This window comes from Mycobacterium sp. JS623 (genome assembly GCF_000328565.1).
GTDB lineage: Bacteria > Actinomycetota > Actinomycetes > Mycobacteriales > Mycobacteriaceae > Mycobacterium.
The window spans coordinates 5253104-5274400 of the sequence record NC_019966.1 but is presented as its reverse complement, the minus strand read 5'-3'; the positions used below and the strand labels follow the sequence as shown (position 1 = coordinate 5274400).

At 65.1% G+C, this 21297-nt stretch carries 21 protein-coding genes and 1 pseudogene; 12 read left to right on the top strand and 10 right to left on the bottom strand.

The window, feature by feature from the left end; all coding sequences use genetic code 11:
• The first annotated feature begins 62 nt into the window (after positions 1 to 62).
• A complete protein-coding gene (locus MYCSM_RS25645; RefSeq protein ID WP_015309089.1) occupies positions 63 to 3044 on the top strand; it encodes a serine/threonine-protein kinase in 2982 nt (993 codons plus the stop codon).
• On the opposite strand, the gene MYCSM_RS25640 is transcribed toward MYCSM_RS25645, so the two are convergent.
• From MYCSM_RS25640 to MYCSM_RS25630, 3 genes are all read right to left on the bottom strand, one after another.
• Positions 3037 to 3654, bottom strand: coding sequence for an FHA domain-containing protein (locus tag MYCSM_RS25640; RefSeq protein ID WP_015309088.1), 618 nt, complete (start codon positions 3652 to 3654; stop codon positions 3037 to 3039). The two genes, MYCSM_RS25645 and MYCSM_RS25640, sit on opposite strands and share 8 nt — an antisense overlap.
• A 275-nt stretch (positions 3655 to 3929) precedes the next feature.
• Entirely contained in the window at positions 3930 to 4346 is a 417-nt protein-coding gene (gene tsaA / locus MYCSM_RS25635; RefSeq protein WP_015309087.1) for a tRNA (N6-threonylcarbamoyladenosine(37)-N6)-methyltransferase TrmO, read from the bottom strand.
• Between the two features lie 38 nt (positions 4347 to 4384).
• The gene (locus MYCSM_RS25630; protein ID WP_015309086.1) at positions 4385 to 5146 is read right to left on the bottom strand and encodes an SDR family NAD(P)-dependent oxidoreductase; all 762 of its coding nucleotides are present in this window, start codon (positions 5144 to 5146) and stop codon (positions 4385 to 4387) included.
• 32 nt (positions 5147 to 5178) lie between these two features.
• Here MYCSM_RS25630 and MYCSM_RS25625 point away from each other — a divergent pair, with 32 nt between their 5' ends.
• Together MYCSM_RS25625 and MYCSM_RS25620 are read left to right on the top strand one after the other, a co-directional pair.
• Positions 5179 to 6237 (top strand): helix-turn-helix transcriptional regulator, encoded by a 1059-nt coding sequence (locus MYCSM_RS25625; RefSeq protein WP_015309085.1) that lies wholly within the window; start codon positions 5179 to 5181, stop codon positions 6235 to 6237.
• A 107-nt stretch (positions 6238 to 6344) separates the two neighbouring features.
• A complete protein-coding gene (locus tag MYCSM_RS25620) occupies positions 6345 to 6629 on the top strand; it encodes a hypothetical protein (protein ID WP_015309084.1) in 285 nt (94 codons plus the stop codon).
• Here MYCSM_RS25620 and MYCSM_RS25615 read toward each other — a convergent pair.
• The 4 genes from MYCSM_RS25615 to MYCSM_RS25600 are packed head-to-tail and all read right to left on the bottom strand — an operon-like array spanning position 6626 to position 11175.
• The gene (locus MYCSM_RS25615; RefSeq protein ID WP_015309083.1) at positions 6626 to 8467 is read right to left on the bottom strand and encodes a CheR family methyltransferase; all 1842 of its coding nucleotides are present in this window, start codon (positions 8465 to 8467) and stop codon (positions 6626 to 6628) included. The two genes, MYCSM_RS25620 and MYCSM_RS25615, sit on opposite strands and share 4 nt — an antisense overlap.
• Before the next feature lie 46 nt (positions 8468 to 8513).
• A complete protein-coding gene (locus MYCSM_RS25610) occupies positions 8514 to 9272 on the bottom strand; it encodes an STAS domain-containing protein (RefSeq protein ID WP_015309082.1) in 759 nt (252 codons plus the stop codon).
• On the bottom strand, positions 9272 to 10279 hold the full coding sequence (locus tag MYCSM_RS25605) for a chemotaxis protein CheB (protein ID WP_015309081.1): 1008 nt from the start codon (positions 10277 to 10279) through the stop codon (positions 9272 to 9274). The genes MYCSM_RS25610 and MYCSM_RS25605 overlap by 1 nt, the downstream gene beginning before the upstream one ends.
• Before the next feature lie 29 nt (positions 10280 to 10308).
• Positions 10309 to 11175 (bottom strand): TIGR03619 family F420-dependent LLM class oxidoreductase, encoded by an 867-nt coding sequence (locus MYCSM_RS25600; protein WP_015309080.1) that lies wholly within the window; start codon positions 11173 to 11175, stop codon positions 10309 to 10311.
• A gap of 213 nt (positions 11176 to 11388) precedes the next feature.
• Between MYCSM_RS25600 and MYCSM_RS25595 the strand changes: the two genes are divergently transcribed.
• Positions 11389 to 11661 carry a DUF4235 domain-containing protein gene (locus MYCSM_RS25595; RefSeq protein ID WP_015309079.1) on the top strand — a complete coding sequence of 91 codons (273 nt, stop codon included), beginning with the start codon at positions 11389 to 11391 and terminating at the stop codon, positions 11659 to 11661.
• 92 nt (positions 11662 to 11753) lie between these two features.
• Positions 11754 to 12965, top strand: a complete 1212-nt coding sequence (locus tag MYCSM_RS25590; RefSeq protein ID WP_015309078.1) for an MFS transporter — start codon at positions 11754 to 11756, stop codon at positions 12963 to 12965.
• Here the strand turns inward: MYCSM_RS25590 and MYCSM_RS25585 are convergent.
• Together MYCSM_RS25585 and MYCSM_RS25580 are read right to left on the bottom strand one after the other, a co-directional pair.
• On the bottom strand, positions 12905 to 13621 hold the full coding sequence (locus MYCSM_RS25585; RefSeq protein ID WP_015309077.1) for a DUF4873 domain-containing protein: 717 nt from the start codon (positions 13619 to 13621) through the stop codon (positions 12905 to 12907). The two genes, MYCSM_RS25590 and MYCSM_RS25585, sit on opposite strands and share 61 nt — an antisense overlap.
• Positions 13618 to 14523, bottom strand: a complete 906-nt coding sequence (locus tag MYCSM_RS25580; protein ID WP_015309076.1) for an AurF N-oxygenase family protein — start codon at positions 14521 to 14523, stop codon at positions 13618 to 13620. Before MYCSM_RS25580 ends, MYCSM_RS25585 begins: the two co-directional genes overlap by 4 nt.
• A 116-nt stretch (positions 14524 to 14639) precedes the next feature.
• Here MYCSM_RS25580 and cobF point away from each other — a divergent pair, with 116 nt between their 5' ends.
• The 6 genes and pseudogenes from cobF (at position 14640) to MYCSM_RS25555 (ending at position 18007) form a co-directional block, all read left to right on the top strand.
• The gene (cobF, locus tag MYCSM_RS25575) at positions 14640 to 15395 is read left to right on the top strand and encodes a precorrin-6A synthase (deacetylating) (protein WP_015309075.1); all 756 of its coding nucleotides are present in this window, start codon (positions 14640 to 14642) and stop codon (positions 15393 to 15395) included.
• 5 nt (positions 15396 to 15400) lie between these two features.
• On the top strand, positions 15401 to 15802 hold the full coding sequence (locus MYCSM_RS25570; protein WP_015309074.1) for a phage holin family protein: 402 nt from the start codon (positions 15401 to 15403) through the stop codon (positions 15800 to 15802).
• 15 nt (positions 15803 to 15817) lie between these two features.
• Positions 15818 to 16060: pseudogene (locus tag MYCSM_RS38445) on the top strand (DNA-formamidopyrimidine glycosylase family protein); the annotation flags it as partial.
• Positions 16061 to 16207: 147 nt separating this feature from the next.
• Positions 16208 to 16681: a zinc finger domain-containing protein gene (locus MYCSM_RS38440; RefSeq protein WP_232425844.1), complete on the top strand. Its 474-nt coding sequence runs from the start codon at positions 16208 to 16210 to the stop codon at positions 16679 to 16681.
• 9 nt (positions 16682 to 16690) lie between these two features.
• On the top strand, positions 16691 to 17440 hold the full coding sequence (locus MYCSM_RS25560; RefSeq protein WP_015309072.1) for an SDR family oxidoreductase: 750 nt from the start codon (positions 16691 to 16693) through the stop codon (positions 17438 to 17440).
• Positions 17441 to 17635: 195 nt separating this feature from the next.
• On the top strand, positions 17636 to 18007 hold the full coding sequence (locus tag MYCSM_RS25555; RefSeq protein WP_015309071.1) for a hypothetical protein: 372 nt from the start codon (positions 17636 to 17638) through the stop codon (positions 18005 to 18007).
• Positions 18008 to 18076: 69 nt separating this feature from the next.
• Here the strand turns inward: MYCSM_RS25555 and pgi are convergent, their stop codons facing one another.
• Entirely contained in the window at positions 18077 to 19744 is a 1668-nt protein-coding gene (gene pgi / locus MYCSM_RS25550) for a glucose-6-phosphate isomerase (protein ID WP_015309070.1), read from the bottom strand.
• A 50-nt stretch (positions 19745 to 19794) separates the two neighbouring features.
• Here pgi and MYCSM_RS25545 point away from each other — a divergent pair, with 50 nt between their 5' ends.
• Positions 19795 to 21243, top strand: coding sequence for an NAD-dependent succinate-semialdehyde dehydrogenase (locus MYCSM_RS25545; RefSeq protein WP_015309069.1), 1449 nt, complete (start codon positions 19795 to 19797; stop codon positions 21241 to 21243).
• Positions 21244 to 21297: the final 54 nt, after the last annotated feature.

Sequence of the window (21297 nt, the reverse complement as noted above, 5' to 3'; positions counted from 1 at the left end):
ATGCAGGCTTTGCTCGGTACCTTTGGGGCAAAGCATCCGCTTTTCAAAGGGGGCGAGGCAACATGGCGGGCGAGATTGCGTCTGAGCTGGCTGCAGCCGGTTTCGAGGACGCCGTCGAAGTCGGCCGCGGGGGCGGTGGCGTTGTGTACCGCTGTTACCAGAAGTCCCTCGGACGGATTGTGGCCGTCAAAGTGCTGGCGTCCAATCTCGACGAACACGACCGCGAACGTTTCCTGCGTGAGGGCTACGCGATGGGGGGCCTTTCCGGCCATCCGAACATCGTGAATCTGTTGCAGGTCGGCATGACTGAAAGCAACCGGCCCTACATCGTGATGCCCTATCACGCAGCGGGTTCGCTCGCGGCGCGAGTTCACCGCGACGGCAGGATCTCGTGGCCCGAGGCACTGCGCATCGGAGTGAAGTTGTGCGGCGCGCTGGAAACCGCGCATCGGGCAAACACGCTGCATCGCGATATCAAGCCCGCGAACGTTCTCGTGAATGATTACGGCGAGCCGCAACTGAGTGATTTCGGGACCGCGCGCATCGCTGGTGGATACAAAACGGTGACCGGGTTCTTCACCGGAACGCTGTCCTACACCGCGCCGGAGGTCCTTGAGGGCAAGCCACCAACGGCCCGGGCCGACGTGTACTCCCTCGGTGCGACCCTCTATGCGCTGATCGCAGGTCACGCCGCGCATGAGCGCAAGACCGACGAGGAACTCGTCGCGCACTATCTGCGGATCACCTCGACGCCCGTGCCGGACCTGCGCAGTGAAGGTATTCCGTCCGATGTGTGTGCGGCGATCGAGAGGGCGATGTCGCTCGATCCGACCAAACGGCAGGCGTCGGCGGAGGAATTCGGCCGCGAATTGCAATTGGCGCAACGGCACAACGGGTTGATAGCGGACCCGATGGCCCTCAGTGAACCCGGCGGTCACCACGAGGAGCCGTCCGGGGGCACGCAATCAATGCCGCTGTCGGAGCCGATCGCGGTGGCCCCCCCGGCTGAAGTGCAGTCCAGCCCACTGAGCGAGTCGACGGCGTCAACGCCACCGCCGGACCCGAATATGTTCGCCCACACCGCGTCGGTCAGCGGGTCGAGCCTGCCGTGGCAAGCACTGAGCCCGGCGCCCGCGCCGGAAGGCCCGCCGCAAAAACGGAATCGCAAAAGAATTCTGATCGTCGCGGGCGCCGCTGCAGCAGCGCTGTTGTTGGTGATCAGCGGCATATTCATCGTCACGTCCTCGCGCAAATCTGGTGGCGGCGGAACTCCACCACCTCCGAGCCAACCGACCGTCGAAGCGCAGGCCGGTTGGCGCCCGATCGCCGATGCGCGCGTCGCGCTCGATGCAGTCACCGCCACCGAGGCCGACGGCACCATCTGGATTTTCGGCGGGATGGCGGCAGACAACCGCGTCACCGGCAGCCACGAGGGCTACGACCCTGCCATCGACAGTTGGAAGGGCGGCGAGGATCTGCCGGTTCCCGTGCAGCACGCGATGTCCGGGACATGGCAGGACACCCCCATCGTGCTCGGTGGCTGGCGAACCGAAGGCGCCAATTCGAAGGTCGCAACGGATCGGGTGTGGCGGATCGTCAACAGCCGCTGGACGGAGTTGCCGCCGCTGCTGCAGCCCCGCGCCGCAGGGGCGGCCGCCGTCGTCGGTGACCGTGTCATCGTCACCGGCGGTGTGGACGCCACCGGCAAGCTGCTGAACACCACCGAAATCTTCGACGGCACTTCCTGGAAGCTCGGCGCCCCCATGCCAACTCCGCGACAGATGCTGGGCGCCGCATCGGACGGCAAGCTGGTTTACACCGTCGGCGGCACCAACGGAACGGCTGACCTGTCGGCGGTGGAGGCCTACGACCCGGCTGCGGACACCTGGACGAGCCTGCCCGAAGTGCCGGGGCGACGCAGTGACTTCGGCGCGGCGATCACCGACGGACGCCTGGTGGTGGTCGGAGGCGTCTCGCAGGGTGAGGTGCTCAACAGCGTGGTCGCATTCGATCTCGCCACGAAATCGTGGAATGGGTTGCCGGACTTGGGAACTGCACGACACGGGCTGGCGGTGGCCGGTGTCGGGAAGACGGTGTTTGCGGTCGGAGGGTCGACCAGTGCCGGCGATGACCAAGTCACGTCGTCGGCTGAAGCGCTGAAGCTGGCGCCCCGTAAACCTCAGCCCGCACCGCAATGGCGCTCGTTGCCTGATGCGCCGACCGCGCGGCTGATGACGGCGTGGACGGTGCTCGGCGACGAGATCTGGGTCGCAGGCGGGATGAGGCACGGCGAGACCCTGCAAACAGTCGAGAGCTACAACACCCAAACACGCGAGTGGAAAGCGCAGCCGCCCTTGCCAATTCCGCTGAATCACGCGACTGCGGCGACATATCGCGGCGGGATGGTGGTGCTCGGCGGTGCCCAGGACGCCATCGCCAACGCCTCAAACAAAGTCTTCGCCTTCCGCGACGGCAAGTGGACGGAGCTTCCGCCACTGGCGCATGCTCGGGCAGCCGCGGCGGCGGCTGTCGTCAACGACAAGCTCGTCGTCGTCGGCGGCCAGAACGAAAAGAAACTCGTCCCCCAAACCGAAGTGTTCGACGGGACGTCGTGGACCCAGGCGGCCGACCTGCCGACGCCGCGCGAGCACCTGGCCGCAGTGTCCGACGGCGTCTACGTGTACACGATCGGCGGGCGGTTCTTGAGTGCCGACGACAACTCGTCGGCGTTTGAGCGGTTCGACCCGGGCTCAGGGAACTGGGAGAAGCTCGCGAACATGCCGACGCCGCGCGGGAGCTACGGCGCCGCGTTCATCGACGGCCGGATCGTGGCCGTCGGCGGTGAGGAGCCGACACAGGTACTGGCCACGGTAGAGATGTACGACATCGCCAGTGGGAAGTGGCGCTCGCTGGCGCCGATCAACACCCCGGTGCACGGCGAGGCGGTCGCTGCCGTCGGGTCCACTGTCTACGTGATCGGGGGCGCCGACCGACCGACACACGAAGGCCCGGTCGCGACGGTCGAGGCGCTGGACTTCATTTAGAGGTGTCGCGCAGCTGGGCGATGGTGACCGCGCCACGCCGCAGTGCCTCGTTAGCCAGCCGGACCCTGCGGTCTCCCTCCGACGGGATGGCGAACTTGTCGTACAGGTTCTGCAGGTGCTGCTTGACGGCGGCCTCGGTGACGAACAGCTCGCCTGCCATCCGCTTGACCGATGCGGGCTCGGGGAACGGGTCGTCGGAGACCAGGGGGCGACACAACACCACCAGCACGTCGAGTTCGCGCCTGGTCAGCTGCGGCGGCTGCTCGACGGGCTGCGCCATCACCGTTTCCTCATCGATCTTCCCTTCCCCGGAGTCGCGTACCTCCCAGAAGATCAGCCGCGTCTTGCCGACGCGAACCTCGTCCTTGGACCGCAGGACGCGTTCGGCGGTGATTCGTTCGCCGTTGAGATACGTGCCGTTGCGGCTGCCCATGTCTCGAATCGACCACGCGAACCCGAGGTTCTCCAACACGGCGTGCAGCCGGGAAACGGTTTCGTCGTGCTCGAGGGGCACCTCGTTGCTCGAGGCCTTACCGATGGTCACCCGCTGACCGATCAACGGGATCAATTCCCGGCCCGACGGCTTCGACACTTCCAAGTGGCACGACATGGTGGCAATTCTGGCCCAAGCACCGCGGGTCGTCGGTCGATTGCTCGACGACCCGCGGCGCGGGTGCGGCCAGGTCATGTGGTTTGGGGCGGACCGATGACCTTCCGGGCGGCCGCGATGGCACGCTTGACCGGCGCTGTTTCCAGGATTGGCGGCCAGGGCCACTCGCCACGGTCCCGTCCGGGCGGGGCCTTTGAGGAAGGCGAGCCCGAGGACGAAACCGAAGATCAAGTGCCCGATCAGAGTGATCGGTTTCCTATCCGCCAGGTATGGAGTCAGCGTTGGCCGCGGGGCTCGAGCGCGGACTTGACGTCGATGACCGGCGTCCCGTCGATCGCCTCGAGGCCATGGACCCGCACGTGGAGACCGTCGACTGCCAGCACGGTGACCTGGTGGATGCCGAGCGGATTCGGTCGATGCTGCGACCGGGTTGTGAACACGCCGCGCATCGGGCGGCTGATGTCGCCCCGCGGGTGCACTTGCAGCACGGTCCGGTCGGCCAGGTGCAGCCAGGTGACGATGACCATGTCGTCGCCGGGTTCCAGCCCGTCGAGCGCTGCTCGGACGTCGGGCTCAAACGCCAGCCAGCAGTCGGGAGCGCCCTCGTCTCCCTGGCGTGCGGCCTGCGAAGGATCGATCACCGTCGATTCGACACGCCCGATCGGTCGCAGTACGAGGTCAGGCGAATTCATTCGACGATTATGATCATCGGCCGCTCGCTCTGGCGGCGTCAGGTGATCGTCACGCCACCGTCGACGACGATGGTCTGGCCGGTGACGAACCCGCCGGCTTCGGACGCCAGCCACACCAGCGTCGCCGCCAACTCGACGGGATTGCCCATGCGGCCCAACAACACTCGCGGTTTGAGGCTCTCGATATAACCGGGCTTGTACGCGTCGGTCATCTCCGATTCGAAGAATCCCGGTGCTATCGCGTTGACGCGAATGCCTTTGCGAGAACCCCACTGCTGGGCCAGATCTCGGGTCAGCCCCGAGACGCCGGCCTTGCTCGCGCTGTAGGCAGCCTGCGGCAACCCGGCGGTGGTGATGCCGAGCACACTGGAGATGTTCACGATGGAACTGCCCGGAGCCATCACCTTCGCGCACGCCTGCGCTGCCCAATAGGACCCGTTGAGGTTGATGTCGATGACAGCGCGGAACTCGTCAGGTGTCTCGCGGGTGGCAGGCACCGCGGTGCCCACTCCAGCGTTGTTGACCAGCACATCCACCCGCCCGAACTCGGCCATCGCAGCGTCGACCATCGCCTGGCACTGCGCGGGATCAGCGACGTCCGTCGCGACCGTCAACGCGCGGCGGCCCGCCATCTCGACGAGACGCGCTGTGTCGTACAGCTTGTCTACGCGCCGTGCGGCCAGCACCACGTCGGCACCCGCCTCCGCGCACGCCTGAGCGAATGACACCCCTAAACCGGAGGACGCACCGGTGACGATGACGACCTTGTCGTCGAGTCGGAACTTGTCGAGTACGGACACCAGGTCAGGCTAATCGACGACATTGCAGGTGTATGGTGCGGATACCGGGGGTTGAGCCTGAGCCCTGCCGCTTCGTTCCCCCTGGGGAGTGGATCACAATCGACACGTTCACACCGAAAATTGATCAGCCGACGCAGTGGCAGGTCAGAATCACCGACGCCGGTGAAGCCGAACGGTTCCTCGAGGAGGCGTACGGCGTCAGATTTAGGCTCCGCTGGAACCGTGAACAGCGCCGCAATGACGCACTTCTGACCCACGTCCGTAGGGCGGCGGAGACATTCGCCGTTGACGAGGTGCGGGTGGCCGGCAACGTCGAGGCCGCACCGGACCCGATGAACAAGGTTGTCGGCATATGGCCTGCCGCCGGCAGCGTCTCCAGCGAGTGTGCCGGGTTGTCCGTCGACGCCGCCGCAGACGAGGTCGCGCTGCTGTCCCAGCCGGATCTGCCGCACCGTTCTATCGCCCGTGATCTGCGAGCGACAGCGGTCCTGCTGGATCCCGCAGTGGTGGCCAGTGTTGCGGCCGGCGTTCCGAACGGACAGGCACCTGCGCCCATCCGGTTCACGAGTCTGGAACCGGTAAACGAGGCCGCGGAACGGTTGTGGAAGAACACCGTCGCCTACGTCGCACGGACGGTGTTGTCCGGTGACGCCCCCGTCACGCCGCTGATCGCCGGCCATGCGAGCCGACTGCTGGCAGCGGTGATGCTGTCAACGTTCCCGAACACGGGCGGGCCGCAGTCGACGACGGCCGACCGCACCGACAGCAGGCCGGCCCTGCTGCGCCGCGCCATCGAATACATGGACGCCAACGCGACCAACGACATCTCGCTGGCCGACATCGCCGAGACCATTCACGTCACGCCGCGAGCGGTGCAGTACATGTTCCGGCGTCATCTCGATTCGACGCCACTGCAGTACCTGCGCCGGATCCGGCTTCACTATGCCCACCTGGAGCTCTCGGCCGCTGACCGCAGGAACGACACCGTCACCGAGATCGCCGCGCGCTGGGGATTTGCGCATACCGGACGGTTCGCGGTGCTTTACCGTCAGACGTACGGGCAAAGCCCTCACCAGACCTTGCGGGGGTGAACAACACGGCAAACGGGGACCAGTCGGCGCAATCGCGTGCAGATCGCGCCCGGGGACGCGCAGACGAATTGCGTACACGTCTCGACGAGCTGGCTCACGGATTGCCGGTGACGACCGCGGCGGCACAACAGGCGAAGGTTCGTGCGGGCGAAGCCCTCGAACGGGCGCGCCGGGCGCACCACGCCGCGGCGAACCGACACGTCGAGGCGGAAGACGCCCACCTGCGCGCGGCCGCGGTTCACGAGCAGGTCGCCATGCAGGCCAGTGATCGCAACGTCGGTCCTCATCAAGACGCCGCCGAACGGCACCGTCAAGCCGCGGAGTTCCACCGGTTGGCCGCGTTCGAACAATGGATCGCCGAGGACAACGACGCGCGGCAGCAGCAGCCCTAGTTCTGCGCCTCCATCAACAGCACTGCGCCGTTGATTGAGTTGGAGGAATCGCGAAAAGCCGTGCAGGACACGCGGATCCGTAAAGACCGCCCACGCCGGTTGATCGCGTCGACGGTTGTCTCGCCGAACGAGTCGAGGTCGACGAACGCCTTACCTATCAGGTGCTTGACCTCATCCATGGGCAGCCCGAAGTCCAGCTCCGACAGCATCGCCCCGACGGTCTCCTCCGTCCGCAAGCCCCATAACTCTTCGCAGCCACGATTCCAGATCAGCACCCGCATCTCCGTGTCGACGACCGTCATGCCAAGGTAGATCGAGTCGACCAAGGAGTCGACGAATGCTCTTGCGGTCTCGAGTTCGACACTGCGGGACTGTAATTCGTCGTTGATCGTATGCAGCTCGTCGTTTGTCGACTGCAGCTCCTCGTTCATCGTCTCGAGCTCTTCGTTGGTGGATTGCAGTTCCTCGTTGGTGGTTTCCAGTTCCTCGACCGTCGACTGCAATTCCTCGTTGGTTGTCTCGAGCTCTTCGTTGGTGGATTGCAGTTCCTCGTAGGCGGTTTCGAGTTGCTTGTGGGCGTCGACGACCTTGTCGACGAGCACCTTGTTCGCCGTCACGTCGAAGAAGGCGATCGATATGCCGAGAATGGCATCGTCGGCGTCCGTCAGCGGATTGAGGTGAACCTCATACCAGCCGGTATCACCGCTGACCCGTTGCCATTGCACATCCGGCACCATTGCGGGCCGCTCATTGAGCTTCACCTGCTTGATCTGCGCCCGCAGCTCCAACGGCCGGTAGGAGACGTCGAGGTCGCGCAGTGGTCGACCGATGTCGCGGGCCGACAAGCCGAAGATCTGCTCTGCTTTCTCATTGATCATCGCGACCGTGTCATCGCTGGTCAGCACGATCTGCGGCACTGGATTGGCGTGAAAGGCGAGCTCCCGCACCGAGTTCAGACTAGATAGCGCGCCCTGACGAACCAGCGCGGTGGAGGGCCCGTACTTCTCAACGGCACCGTGTGAACCCGACGCCTTCCGAAACATCCTTGCTTCCAGGTTGATTGGGGTGAACCGGCCCGAATGGCTGAGCAGCATCTCGGCGTGACCGAGAAACAGAATGCCCCGGGGGGAAAGCGCGTAGTGCAGACGGTTCAACACGCCGCGCTGTGTCTCACCGTTCATGTACATCAGGGTGTTCCGGCACGTCAACAGGTCGACCCGCGAGATAGGCGCGTCTCTGACCAGGTCATTGCGGCCGAAGATGACGGCGCGGCGCAGGTCCTTACGGATGTTGTAGCGGCCTGCGGTGCGATCGAAGCAGCTCTCCAACAAGTCTTTCGGAACAGACTCGACCGCTTTGGCTTCATAACTCGCCGCCCGCGCCTGCGCAAGGGCGTGCTCGTCGACATCAGTGGCGTAGATCTTGACTCGACGGCTGAACGCCTCGGCTCCCAGCGGCTCGGCGAGCAGCATCGCCAGACTGTAGGCTTCCTCGCCGGAGGCACAGCCGGCACTCCACACGCGGATGGGATCGTTCGGTCCGCTCCCGGCGAGCACGCCGGGTATGACGTCGCTCTTGAGAAACTCCCACGCGGGCGGATCGCGAAAGAACGTCGTCACGTTGATCAAGATCGTGTTGAAGAGGTCGTTGAACTCGTCCGCGCTCGCCTGCAGAGTGTCGAGGTACTGCTCGAACGAGTCCGCGCCCAGTCTCTCCATCCGGTGACGCACCCGACGCATCAGCGACGAGCGCTTGTAACCCGTGAAATCGAAACCCCGGGAATCGCGCATATAGCGCAATAAAGCTTCGAAAGCCTCGTCGCCTGCTCGCTCGTCCATCAAGTCCCGTCCGCCGATCGGCCTTCCGTGAACTTACTCGCTTCTGCTACAAGCGGTTCTCCGGACCGAGCACGGCCCAGACGGTTTTTCCGGAAGATGTCGGGGCATTGCCCCAAACGCGTGACAATGCGGCTACGAAGCGCAGACCCGATGACATGTGCGTGCGGTCGGATGCCTCGGCTAGTTCGGCGAGATGGTGGCTTTCGTCTTCGACGGCCACCGTGACCGTGGCGCCGTCGGTTTCTAGCCGGACGATCGGCCCGCTGGCCGTGTGCTGCAAGACGTTTTCGACCAGGCTGGTGACGACGATCTTCGCGACCGGGATCAGCTCGCCCACCTCCCACGCCGACAGCCACCCTTCGACGAGCTGACGTGAGCGCGCCAAGCTGCTGATATCGGCAGGCAAGCTACCTCGGGCCCGCCGTCGTCCCTGAATGACGTGATGAGCGCTGCCAAGAGTCGCGTCTTCGACGGTCTGATAGACGGGGACGTACCGGGTCACACCATTGCGCCTCAGCGCTTCCCGGACGTCGGGGCTGCCCGTTACCAACGCTATGGGTACCTCGGGCCACGTTCCGACATGCCAGCGCGCACTTGTGAACACTGCCCACGCCGACGTGGCGGGCACGGTCAGATCCGTGACGTCGACGATCACGGCGGCGGGTTCTGTAAGGGCAGCCTTGATGATGGTGTCGCGCAATGACAGATAGGTGGTGCTGTCGAGGACGCCGTCGGCCTTCAACAGCGTCATGTCGTCAATTCTGTCCGCGGTGACCACCAGTCGTCCGCAAGCGTCGGCCGCCATCAGCCCTTCCGCGATCCTGTCGCGTCCCAGAGCCGCTCCCCGAGCACGGTCATCGCTCGTTCGGCTTCGTCGGCAACTTTGTTGTATCGATCGAAAAGTGTCCCCGGGCCAACTTTCTGCGCCATCCGGCGGGACAGATTCGCCTTCTCCTTCAGGCTTCGAAGGGCCACCCACACCGCGCCCTCGACTTCGTCGTGCCTCGCCTCGAGTAAAGCGTCAGCGGTCCAGGCGTGCCCAACTCGGCAGCGATAGCTCGTATCGCTCAGCGTCATCAGCGAGCCGTTGCAATCGGGGCACGTATATCCCGACGGCGGGCCCAACGTGTCGCCCTCAATCGATACCTCGAACCGCTTTCCCATGGCGATGCGGTTCTCCAGTTCCATGTTGATGTCGGGGTCCATTGGGCGCTCCTTGATCTCTCGATCGGCCAGCCTCTTCAGGACCGCGCCAACCTCGGCGGCCGTCGCCTGCAGATCGGCCACACCCGCGTCGATCGCGTTTTGCGGCATGGTGGGATACAGCGCGTCGTCGGGTTGTTGCACGATCGTGGTTCCCCCTCGCGCCTGGATGGCGCCAAGGCCCGCAACCCCGTCGTCCAGTACGCCGGACATCAACACTCCGATCGCGCGGGGACCGAACTCCAGCGCGACGGAACGGAACATCGCATCGATGGCCGGCCGATATCCGTTCTCAGTGGGGCCCTCCGACAGCACCACTCGGTGACGGCTGACCAGCAGGTGGCGGTCGGGGATGGCGACGTGGATGCGACCGGACTCGAGCGGTGCACCGTTGGCCGCCGAAGCGGCCAGCAGGGGCCCGCTGCGGTCGACGATTTTGCCTAAGACGCTCGGCGCACCTGGCGGCACGTGCAGTGCCATTAGTACCGCGAACGGCAGGTCCGAAGTCAGTCCAGCTGCCAACCGCGTCAGGGCTTCGACGCCACCGGCAGATGCCCCGATCGCGACAACGCCCGAGGCTTGCGCATCTCGTGGCGCTGAGCTCGCCATATCTGATGGTTACCCATCGCGGACGTCAGTCAGACCTTGGCGATGACTTTCTCGGCAAATCGTTCGAGATGGCGGATCTTGGTATCTAGGGGCTCGGTGTCCTGGCCCATGATGTAGGGGTACCGGAAGCCAACGATGACGTCGGTGACGCCGTTGTCTTCGAGGCGTTTGATGCCGTCGAGCGTGTACGCGTCGGTCGAGATGACGTGGATCTCGAAGGGGCCGGTGCGGCCCTCTTCTTCGCGAATCTGGTTGAGCCGCTTGATCAATCGGTCGAGTTCCTCGGGCTGACCGCCGCCGTGCATCCAGCCGTCGCAGCGGGCGGCGCGTCGCAGCGCCGCCTCGGCGTGGCCGCCGACAAGGATCGGGATCGGCTTTGACGGCGCGGGAAGCATCCTCGTTTTCGGGATGTCGTAGAACTCACCGTGGAACTCGAAGTACTCGCCGGACGTCAGCCCCTTGATGATCTCGATGCACTCGTCCATTCGCTTGCCCCGCTTCGCGAACGGGACACCCATCAGTTCGTAATCCTCCGGCCACGGGCTGGTGCCGACCCCGAGCCCGAGCCGGTTGTCGAACAGCGCCGCCACCGACCCGGCCTGCTTGGCCACCAGCGCCGGGGGGCGGATCGGCAGCTTGAGCACAAAGAAGTTGAACTTCAACGTCGTCGTGACCGCGCACAACGCCCCCGCCATTACGAATGCCTCGATGAAGGACTTGCCGTCAAGGAACTCGCGGCTGCCGTCGGGAGTGTAGGGGTATTTCGAGTCGGACTCGAACGGGTAGGCAACGCTGTCCGGGATCGTCATCGCGTGATACCCGGCGGCCTCTGCGGCCTTGGCCAGCGGGATGTAGTAGGTGGGATCCGTCATTGCCTCGGCGAATGTGAAGCGCACCCGGTCATACTAGAACGTGTTCTAGTTTCACGGGTTGCAGTTGCGGGAACGTCAACGCCATGAGCACCCGAAGGCGACCGCGAGTGAGGATCGCAGCGAGGAACGAGCGAGGACCGGAGGGAGTGGGAGTCGAGGCATGAGCACCCGAAGGCGACCGCGAGTGAGGATCGCAGCGAGGAACGAGCGAGGACCGGAGGGAGTGGGAGTCGAGGCATGAGCACCGTGACCAAGGCGATGTACTTTCCGCTGCAGATCGCGACCAGCGTTGCCGGCGGCCTGCTGGCCGGCAAGGTCTTCTCGGAGGTCTGGCAGCGGATCAGCCCGTCGGATAAGGAACCGCCCGATCCGAAGGATTTGGACCGGTCCGGTCGTGAGGCCATCGCGGCCGCCGCGCTGCAAGGCTTGGTGTTCGGCCTTGTTCGGGCGCTGGTCGACCGCGCAGGCGCACACGGGTACCGCGCCGTCACCCATGAGAGCCCCGAGTGAGGGGCGCCGATTTCGGCATGAGCGCTGTGAATTCTGACTATTCAAGACCCTGGTGCAGAAACTGGCGCTTACCGCGCGCCATGATTGCGTAGGTGCGCACCTGGCTGACCCGCAATGTGCGGGTGCTCTCCGCTGTCTCCTTTCTTCAAGACGCGGCGAGCGAACTGCTGTATCCGCTCCTGCCCATCTACCTGACCTCAGTTCTTGGCGCGCCGGCGGCGGTAGTCGGTGCAGTGGAAGGCGCTGCGGAGGGGGCCGCGTCGCTGACGAAACTGGCGGCCGGGCCGCTAGGTGACCGCTTCGCCCGCCGCCCGTTGATCGCGACGGGCTACGGCATGGCCGCACTTGGCAAGGTGATGGTTGCAGCGGCCGCCGGATGGCCGGCCGTGCTGGCTGGTCGCGTTGTCGACCGGCTCGGCAAGGGAATTCGCGGCGCGCCACGCGACGCTCTGTTGGTCGTCGACGTCGACGACGCCGCGCGGGGACGGGTATTCGGCTTCCACCGCGCGATGGACACATTGGGCGCCGTGGTGGGCCCGCTACTGGGCCTTGCTGGCTACGAACTGCTCGACCATCAGATTCCACCCCTACTCTGGGTCGCCGTCGTCCCTGCGGTGTTGAGCGTGGCGCTGGTGTTCCTTGTCCGCGAGACCCGGCGGACGCTGCCCCCTGCGCAACGGCTCGCGATGTTCGCCAGAGTCCGTGACCTCCCTGGCCACTACTGGAAGGTGACGGCGGCATTGGTGGTGTTCGGTCTGGTGAACTTCCCCGACGCGCTGCTTCTGTTGCGGCTCAACGAGATCGGCTTCTCGGTGGTCGAGGTGATCCTGGCCTACGTCACCTACAACGCGGTATACGCACTGGCGAGCTATCCCGCCGGGATGCTGGCCGACCGCATTCCGCGGCCTGCAGTGTTCGGTGTTGGGCTGGTGTTCTTCGCGATCGGCTATACCGGGCTGGGGCTGACCACCGACACGGTGACGGCGTGGCTGCTGATCGGGGTGTACGGATTGTTCACGGCCTGCACGGATGGCGTTGGCAAGGCCTGGATTTCGTCACTAGTCGGTTCGGAAGTGCAGGCAAGCGCGCAGGGCGTGTTCCAAGGTGCGAGTGGTTTCGCTGTGCTGGCGGCGGGCCTGTGGGCCGGCTTCCTGTGGGGTGCCGACGGTCGTGTGCCGCTGCTGATCTCGGGGATCGTCGGCGGGGCATTCGCGGTGGGGCTGCTCGTCGTCGGGCTACGCGGCTATCGGACGACTGTCTCTTCAAGCGCGAACGGTGGGGCCCCGACGCCGACGACCGAATAGCCGCCCTGGGGCGTGCGCTCGGTGATTCGGGCAGCGGATGATCGGTTGCCGATGGTGACGACCGCCGGCTTGGGCAGTCTGTCCGTGCCGGCCAACTCTTCGAGAATCATGCCCTGCCAATGGTATTGGCCATCGATGGGATCGAAGTGGCCGGTCAGCCGAACCCGGGACTCACAACCGTCTTCACCGATGTGCACCGTGGCACGGCCGTCGTAGAGATCGTCTGCCACGGTGACCTGTGAGGTGAGGTCGAAGGCGCGCCGGATGTGCTTGCCGACGCGGCGCCACTGAATCTTTCCCGGCCGCATTTTCTCATTGAAGTACCGCTGCGTGCTGTAGCGGACCTCGATACGGGTACTGCCGGTATCGGCCATCACCTGCAAACACTTTGCGATGTAGCTCTTTTGCGCCGCAACGTCGGGTCCGGTGATCAGAAAGTAGTTCGGCAAGCCATGAATCGCCACTCCGAGATACGGCCTGAGGGCCTCGGGATCGCGGCCGTCGGGCACCCCGTCCGTAGCGATGAGTACCCGGGCGCGCTGCGGCTCGCCCTGCCGCGACGCCAGTGTCCAGGTGTGCGTGCTTTCGTCGAAAACCGGCTTCTGGCTTGCGATCCTGCCGGCATTGATGAATGCGACGTCGTCGATATCGCTCACAGGAAGCCGCTACGCTTCCACATCCGTCGGGCAATCGGGCCCATCAGACCGACCTCCTCGAGAAAAGTGGCCAGCGGGGCGAAACCGAGTATCTGCGTTTGTTGACGATGCTGGCTCTCGCGCGCCATCCGGCGGGCTTCGCGGGCATCCAGCCCGACACGGCGGTACTGGACCTTGTTGGTGAACAGGAAGCGGAAGAACAAACCACCGACCCCGTTGATGTTGGCAACGAAGAACTTCGGAAGCCGCCGCATGTGCGGGGCGCGCTTGCGCAACCCGTCGCGGGCGAACTGGATGTGCCGGGCTTCCTCGGTGACGTGAATACGCATGAGGCGCTGCACCATTGGCTGCAGGTCCGGGTCGTCCATCATCTGTCGCTGCAGCGAGTCGAAGATCTCCTCGCCGATCAGCGCGGCCACCCACAGCATCGGGCCCTGGAACGCGAACGGCAGTGCATTGATGATCACCCGCTGGTAGTACTTGGGCCGCACCGGCTTTGCGCCGACCCGCTCGATGGCCTTGCCGAACATCACCATGTGCCGCGTCTCGTCGCCGAGCTCGGTCAGTTCGTAATGCGTGGCTTTTGCGGTCGGATCCTGATGCATCATCTTGCGCAACAGCGCCTGGTTGAGGATGTTCTCAAACCAGATACCTGCCGACAGCGTGTTGACGAGTTCCTGGCGCGACAATTCGATCTGCTGCGCACGGGTCATGTTGTCCCACAACGGGGTGCCGTACAGCGACACTGTCTTTGGTGGCAGGAAGAACCTGTCCGGATCCAGCGGCGCGTCCCAGTCGATGTCGACGATCGGCGCGTAGGACTTCTTGACCGAGCCCTTCAGCAGGCGCTCGGAGAACTCCTCGCGACCGGCGGCGGCGCTCGCCCGTACCGAAGCGGTCATCACTGACATCCCTTCGTCGCTGTCACCTAGAAAGCTAGGTACCCGATACCGAACATGTCAATACCCCGGGTACCGCATACCTGGGGTAACCGCTGGTCAATGGCATACTCACTGGCGTGACTCGGCGGATCCATGTGATCGGCATCGGCGCTGGCGACCCGGACTATGTGACGGCGCAGGCGGTCGACGCGCTCAACAACACCCAGGTGTTCTTCGCGATGGACAAAGGCTCGGCCAAGGAAGACCTGCTGGCGCTGCGACGCCTAATCTGCGAACGCTTCGTCCGCGAGCCTGCCTATCGGTTCGTGGAGCTGTCCGACCCGGAGCGGGCCGAGGACACCTCGGACACCCCGGCATATCGCCGGGCCGTCGCGGATTGGCACGCGGCGCGGGCGGCGGTCTGGGCCGACGCGATCTCGAGAGAGCTAGCGCCCGGCGGTGTCGGGGCCTTCCTGGCGTGGGGCGACCCGTCTTTGTACGACAGCACACTGCGGATCCTCGACCTCGTCGCGAACCGTGTGGACATCGATTACGACGTGATCCCTGGCATCACCGCGATCCAGGCGCTGACGGCGCGACACCGCATCCCGCTCAACGACGTCGGCGAGCCGGTGCTCATCACCACCGGCAGGCAGCTGCGCGAGAACGGACTGTCCGGCGCCGCGGTCGTGATGCTCGACGGCGACTGCTCGTTTCAGAGTTGCCCGCCGCAGACGCGAATCTGGTGGGGCGCCTATCTAGGTACGACGGATGAGTTGCTGATGTCTGGCACCGTTGGCGAAATCGCCTCCGAAATCGTGGAACTGCGGGCCGAGGCACGCGCCAAGCACGGTTGGATCATGGACACCTACCTGCTGCGCGCGGCACACTAGCGGCCATGGGGAGCTTCCTGCTGCGCGCGGCGCTCACCGGGGTCGCGCTGTGGGTGGTCACCCTCATCGTCCCCGGCATCAGCTTCATCGGCGGGGACACCACGCTGGCGAGGGCCGGCATCATCTTCGTCGTCGCGGTGATCTTCGGGCTGGTCAACGCGATCATCAAGCCGGTCGTGCAACTCATATCGATCCCGCTGTACATCCTCACGCTGGGCCTGATCCACGTCGTCATCAACGCGTTGATGCTGTGGATCACGTCGTGGATCACCGACCACACCACCCATTGGGGGCTGTACATCGAGGATTTCTGGTGGACGGCGATCTGGGCGGCGATCGTGCTGTCGATCGTGAGCTGGCTGCTGTCATTGGTCACCCGCGATGCCGGACGCCGCGTGCGGGATTGACGGCACACTGGACAGATGCCGGAATTACCTGAGATCGAGGCGCTGGCCGATCATCTGCGCAGGCACGCCGTCGGGCTGACCATCGGCCGCGTTGATGTGTCGGCGCTGTCGGTGCTCAAGACGTTCGATCCGCCCATCAACGTGCTGCACGGCCAGACGGTTACCGGTGCCAACAGGTGGGGCAAGTATTTGGGGTTGGCGGTCGGCGAGCTGCATCTGATCACGCATCTGTCACGGGCGGCTTGGCTGCGGTGGTCGGACAAGTTGGCCGCCGCGCCGCTCAAGCCGGGCAAGGGCCCGATCGCGTTGCGCGTTCACCTCGGAACTCCCGGCGACGCACCGGGTTTCGACCTGACCGAGGCAGGCACGCAGAAGCGGCTGGCGGTGTGGCTCGTCGACGATCCGATGGCGGTGCCGCAGATTGCCGCACTCGGACCCGACGCGCTGTCGCTGGATCCCGCCGGGCTCGCGGCAGCGCTGAACGGCAACAGTGGCCGCATCAAGACCGTCATCACCGACCAAAAGGTCATTGCGGGGATCGGCAACGCGTACAGCGACGAGATCCTGCACGTGGCCAAGCTCTCGCCGTTCGCAACCGCGGGCAAATTGACCGATGCGCAGCTGTCTGCGTTGCACGACGCGATGATCAGCGTCCTCACCGATGCGGTACAGCGGTCGGTGGGGCAGCAAGCCGCGACGCTGAAGGGGGAGAAGCGCTCGGGATTGCGCGTGCATGCCCGCACCGGTCTGCCGTGTCCGGTGTGCGGCGACACGGTGCGCGAGGTGTCGTTCGCCGACAAGTCTTTCCAGTACTGCGCGACGTGTCAGACCGGCGGCAAGGTGCTGGCCGATAGACGGCTGTCGAGGCTGCTCAAATAGGCTCAGCCGATGACTCGGCAAAAGATCCTGATCACCGGTGCGTCTTCGGGCCTCGGTGCCGGCATGGCCCGCAAGTTCGCCGCGAAGGGACGCGATCTGGCGCTGTGCGCCCGTCGCAATGACCGGCTCGATGAGCTGCGCGCCGAGCTGCTGGAGCGTCATCCCGGCATCACGGTTGCGGTGGCGTCGCTGGACGTCAACGACCACGAGAAGGTGCCGAAAGTGTTCGCCGAGCTGTCCGATGAACTCGGAGGTATCGACCGCATCATCGTCAACGCCGGGATCGGCAAGGGTGCCCGGCTCGGATCGGGCAAGCTGTGGGCAAACAAGGCGACCATCGAGACGAATCTCGTTGCGGCCCTTGTGCAAATCGAGACGGCGATCGAGATGTTCAGGGCCGCAGGTGGCGGGCATCTGGTGCTGATTTCGTCCGTGCTCGCCAACAAGGGCGTGCCGGGGGTGCGGGCGGCGTACGCCGCGAGCAAGGCCGGGGTGTCGTCGCTTGGCGAGTCGCTGCGCGCTGAGTACGCCAAAGGGCCAATCAAGGTGACGGTCCTCGAGCCGGGGTACATCGAATCGGAGATGACGGCCAAGGCTGACACGACGTCGATGATGGTCGACAACGAGACCGGTACGAAGGCGATGGTCGACGCGATCGAACGTGAACCAGGCCGGGCCGCGGTGCCAAGCTGGCCGTGGACGCCGCTGGTGCACGCATTGCGGCTGCTGCCGCCGCAGATCGCAGCACGTTTCGCCTAGTCCGACTCTCCCGAGCGCGCGTGTTTACATGCGACACGCCGCGAACATGCGCGATGCAGCGCACCCTCGGGCGCCCGCGACCCTGCGGGAAATGCACAGCGATACCGGGGTGTCGTCGGGCAGACACGCACGCTCGCGTTGGTGGTTAGTCGCGCTAGAGGTTTAGTGCTCGGGCGATGGTGGTAGCCGAACTTCATGATCGTGAAACTGACGAAGATGACGCCCATATTGTTCGCGGGCGCAGCGGCAGCTGCGATCGCCGCTGCGCCGATCGCCAGCGCCGAACCGCCGCCGCCCCCGCCGTGTGTCAATGCTGACGGCACCCCGTGCTCGGACATCGGCAATGTTGGCTCAGGCGGTGCCGAGGTGAACATTCCTTACGGCCCGTCGGGCACAGCTGACCCCGGCGGCGCTGCCGGCGAGATCCCCTACGGTCCTGGCGGGTCCGCCGACCAGGGCGGTGCCTCTGGCTCGCTGTCGCCGTACGGGCCAGGTGGCTCGGCAGGCCCGGGCGGGGCCAATGGATGCATCCCGAACGTGGGCTGCATCAACATCCCGGCGGGCTAACTAACTCGCTGAGCAGACGCAAAGTCGCACCCTTGATTCGGAGGTGCAACTTTGCGTCTGTTCGCGCTTCTAAGCGGTGCGGCCACGTTCCGTCCGGTAGCGGCGCACTAGCGCGTCGGTGGAGGAATCCGACTGCTCGGCCGGCGATGCGTCGGTGGTGATCACCGGCAGCAACGCCTTGGCCTGGGTCTTGCCCAGCTCGACGCCCCACTGGTCGAACGAGTCGATACCCCAGATGACGCCCTCGGTGAAGACCTGATGCTCGTACAGCGCGATCAACTGGCCGACCACCGATGGCGTCAACTTCGTGCCGAGGATCGACGTTGTCGGTCGATTGCCGGGCATCACCTTGTGCGGCACCACTTCTGGCGGCGTGCCCTCCGCGGCGATTTCCTCGGCCGTCTTGCCGAACGCCAGCACCTGCGTCTGAGCGAAGAAGTTGCTCATCAGCAGGTCGTGCATGCTGCCGCTGCCATCGGCCGTCGCCAAATCGTCTGTCGGCTGCGAGAATCCGATGAAATCGGCCGGGATCAACCGCGTGCCCTGATGGATCAGCTGATAGAACGCATGCTGGCCGTTGGTTCCCGGTTCGCCCCAGAAGATTTCGCCGGTATTCGTCGACACCGGTGAGCCATCGGCCCGCACGGACTTGCCGTTGGACTCCATCGTCAACTGCTGAAGATACGCCGCGAACCGCGACAAGTCGTTCGAATACGGCAGCACCGCACGCGTCTGCGCGTCGAAAAAGTTGTTGTACCACAAGCCAATCAGGCCCAGCAGCGCCGGCGCATTGGCCTCCAATGGCGCAGTGCGGAAATGCTCGTCGACGATGTGGAAACCGGCCAGGAAGTCGGCGAACCGCTCGCGGCCGATCGCAGCCATCACGCTCAAACCGATTGCGCTGTCGACCGAATACCGTCCACCCACCCAGTCCCAGAAGCCGAACATGTTGTCGGTGTTGATGCCGAAGTCGTCGACCAGCTTCTTGTTCGTCGACACCGCAACGAAATGCTTCGATACGGCCGCATCGCCCAATGCGTCGGTCAGCCACCGGCGCGCGGCTGTCGCGTTGGTCAGCGTCTCCAGCGTGGAGAACGTCTTCGACGCGACGATGAAAAGCGTTGTGGCAGGCTCGAGTCCGTCAAGCTTGGCAACCAGATCGGCCGGGTCGACGTTCGAAACGAAGCGCGCCGAGATGCCCGCGTCGGCGTAATGCCGCAGCGCGCTGTACACCATGACGGGACCCAGATCCGAGCCGCCGATTCCGATGTTGACGACGGTTTTGATGCGCTCACCGGTGGCGCCCGTCCACTCGCCGCTGCGCAGCCGGTCGGTGAAGTCGCCCATCTTGTCCAGCACCGCATGCACATCCTCGACGACGTTCTGCCCGTCGACCACCAACTCGACGCCTGCCGGATCGCGCAGCGCCGTGTGCAGCACCGCGCGATCTTCCGAGGTGTTGATGTGCACGCCGGAGAACATCGCGTCGCGACGCTGCTCCAGTCCGGCGGTACGCGCCAGGTCGATCAGCAACTTCAAGGTGTCGCGGCTGACCCGGTGCTTGCTGTAGTCGATGTAGAGGTCGCCGACCGTCAACGCCAGTTGGGTACCGCGTTCGGGGTCTTCGGCAAAGAACTCGCGCAGCGTCTTGGTACCGATTTCGTCATGATGGCGCGCCAAGGCCTGCCAGGCGGGAGTGGCTGCAATATCGGGGATCTGCTGCGTCTGGGAGGTCATGTTGGAAACCCTAATGCGGGCGGTTGAACAAAGGTGTAAATGATGGAGGCATGGACACCACCGCTCTGCTGAAGTCAGTGCCCACCGGTCTGTGGATCGGCGGTGAGGAACGCCAAGGCAAGTCGACATTCAACGTTCTTGACCCCTCCGATGACGAGGTCCTGATCGCCGTCGCCGACGGCACCCCAGAAGACGCGATCGCCGCGCTGGACGCCGCCTGCGCCGTCCAGGAGGACTGGGCGGCCACCGCGCCCCGCGAGCGTGGCGAAATCCTGCGTGCGGTCTTCGAGAAGATCACCGAAAAGGCCGAAGACCTCGCGACCCTGATGACCCTCGAAATGGGCAAGGTGTTGCCCGAAAGCATGGGCGAGGTCAAGTACGGCTCGGAGTTCTTCCGCTGGTTTGCCGAGGAGGCGGTCCGCATTGGCGGCCGGTACACCCCGAAGCCCGCAGGCGACGGCCGCATCATCGTCACCAAGGGTCCGGTCGGCCCGTGTTACGCGATCACCCCGTGGAACTTTCCGCTGGCGATGGGCACCCGCAAGATCGGCCCAGCGGTGGCCGCCGGGTGCACCATGATCGTCAAGCCTGCCCAGGAGACCCCGCTGACCATGCTGCTGCTGGCCAAGCTGATGGACGAGGCCGGCCTGCCCAAAGGCGTGCTGTCGGTCATCCCGACGAGCAAGCCGGGCGACGTGACCACCGCGCTGATCGACGACGGTCGGCTGCGCAAGCTGACCTTCACCGGGTCGACCGGCGTCGGCAAGGCGCTCGCCAAGCAGGGCAGCGACAAGCTGCTGCGGCTGTCGATGGAGCTCGGCGGCAACGCGCCGTTCGTGGTGTTCGACGACGCCGATGTGGACGCCGCAGTCGACGGCGCGATCCTGGCCAAGATGCGCAACGGCGGTGAAGCCTGCACCGCGGCCAACCGCTTCCACGTCGCCAACGCGGTGCGCGAGGAGTTCACCGAGAAGCTGGTCAAGCGGATGAGCGAGTTCACGCTCGGCAAGGGCATCGACGAGTCCGCCACGCTGGGCCCGCTGATCAACGCCAAGCAGGTCGCCACCGTCGAGGATCTGGTGTCCGACGCGGTGTCGCGCGGCGCGACGGTCGCGGTCGGTGGCGTCGCCCCAGGCGGCCCCGGCAACTTCTACCCGGCGACGGTGCTGGCCGACGTCCCCGCCGACGCCCGCATCCTCAGGGAGGAGGTGTTCGGGCCCGTCGCGCCGATCACAGGCTTCGACGCGGAGGAGGAGGGCATCAAGGCGGCCAACGACACCGAATATGGGTTGGCGGCCTACATCTACACGCAGTCGCTGGATCGTGCGCTGCGGGTGGCCGAGAGCATCGACGCCGGCATGGTCGGCGTGAACCGCGGCGTGATCTCCGACCCCGCGGCCCCATTCGGCGGCGTCAAACAGTCCGGCTTCGGCCGCGAGGGTGGCACCGAGGGCATCGAGGAATACCTCGAGACGAAATACATCGCGCTGACGAACTAGGCGACGAGTCGTAAAAGTCCCTGCACCTCGGCGTGTCGGGGACTTTTGCGTCTG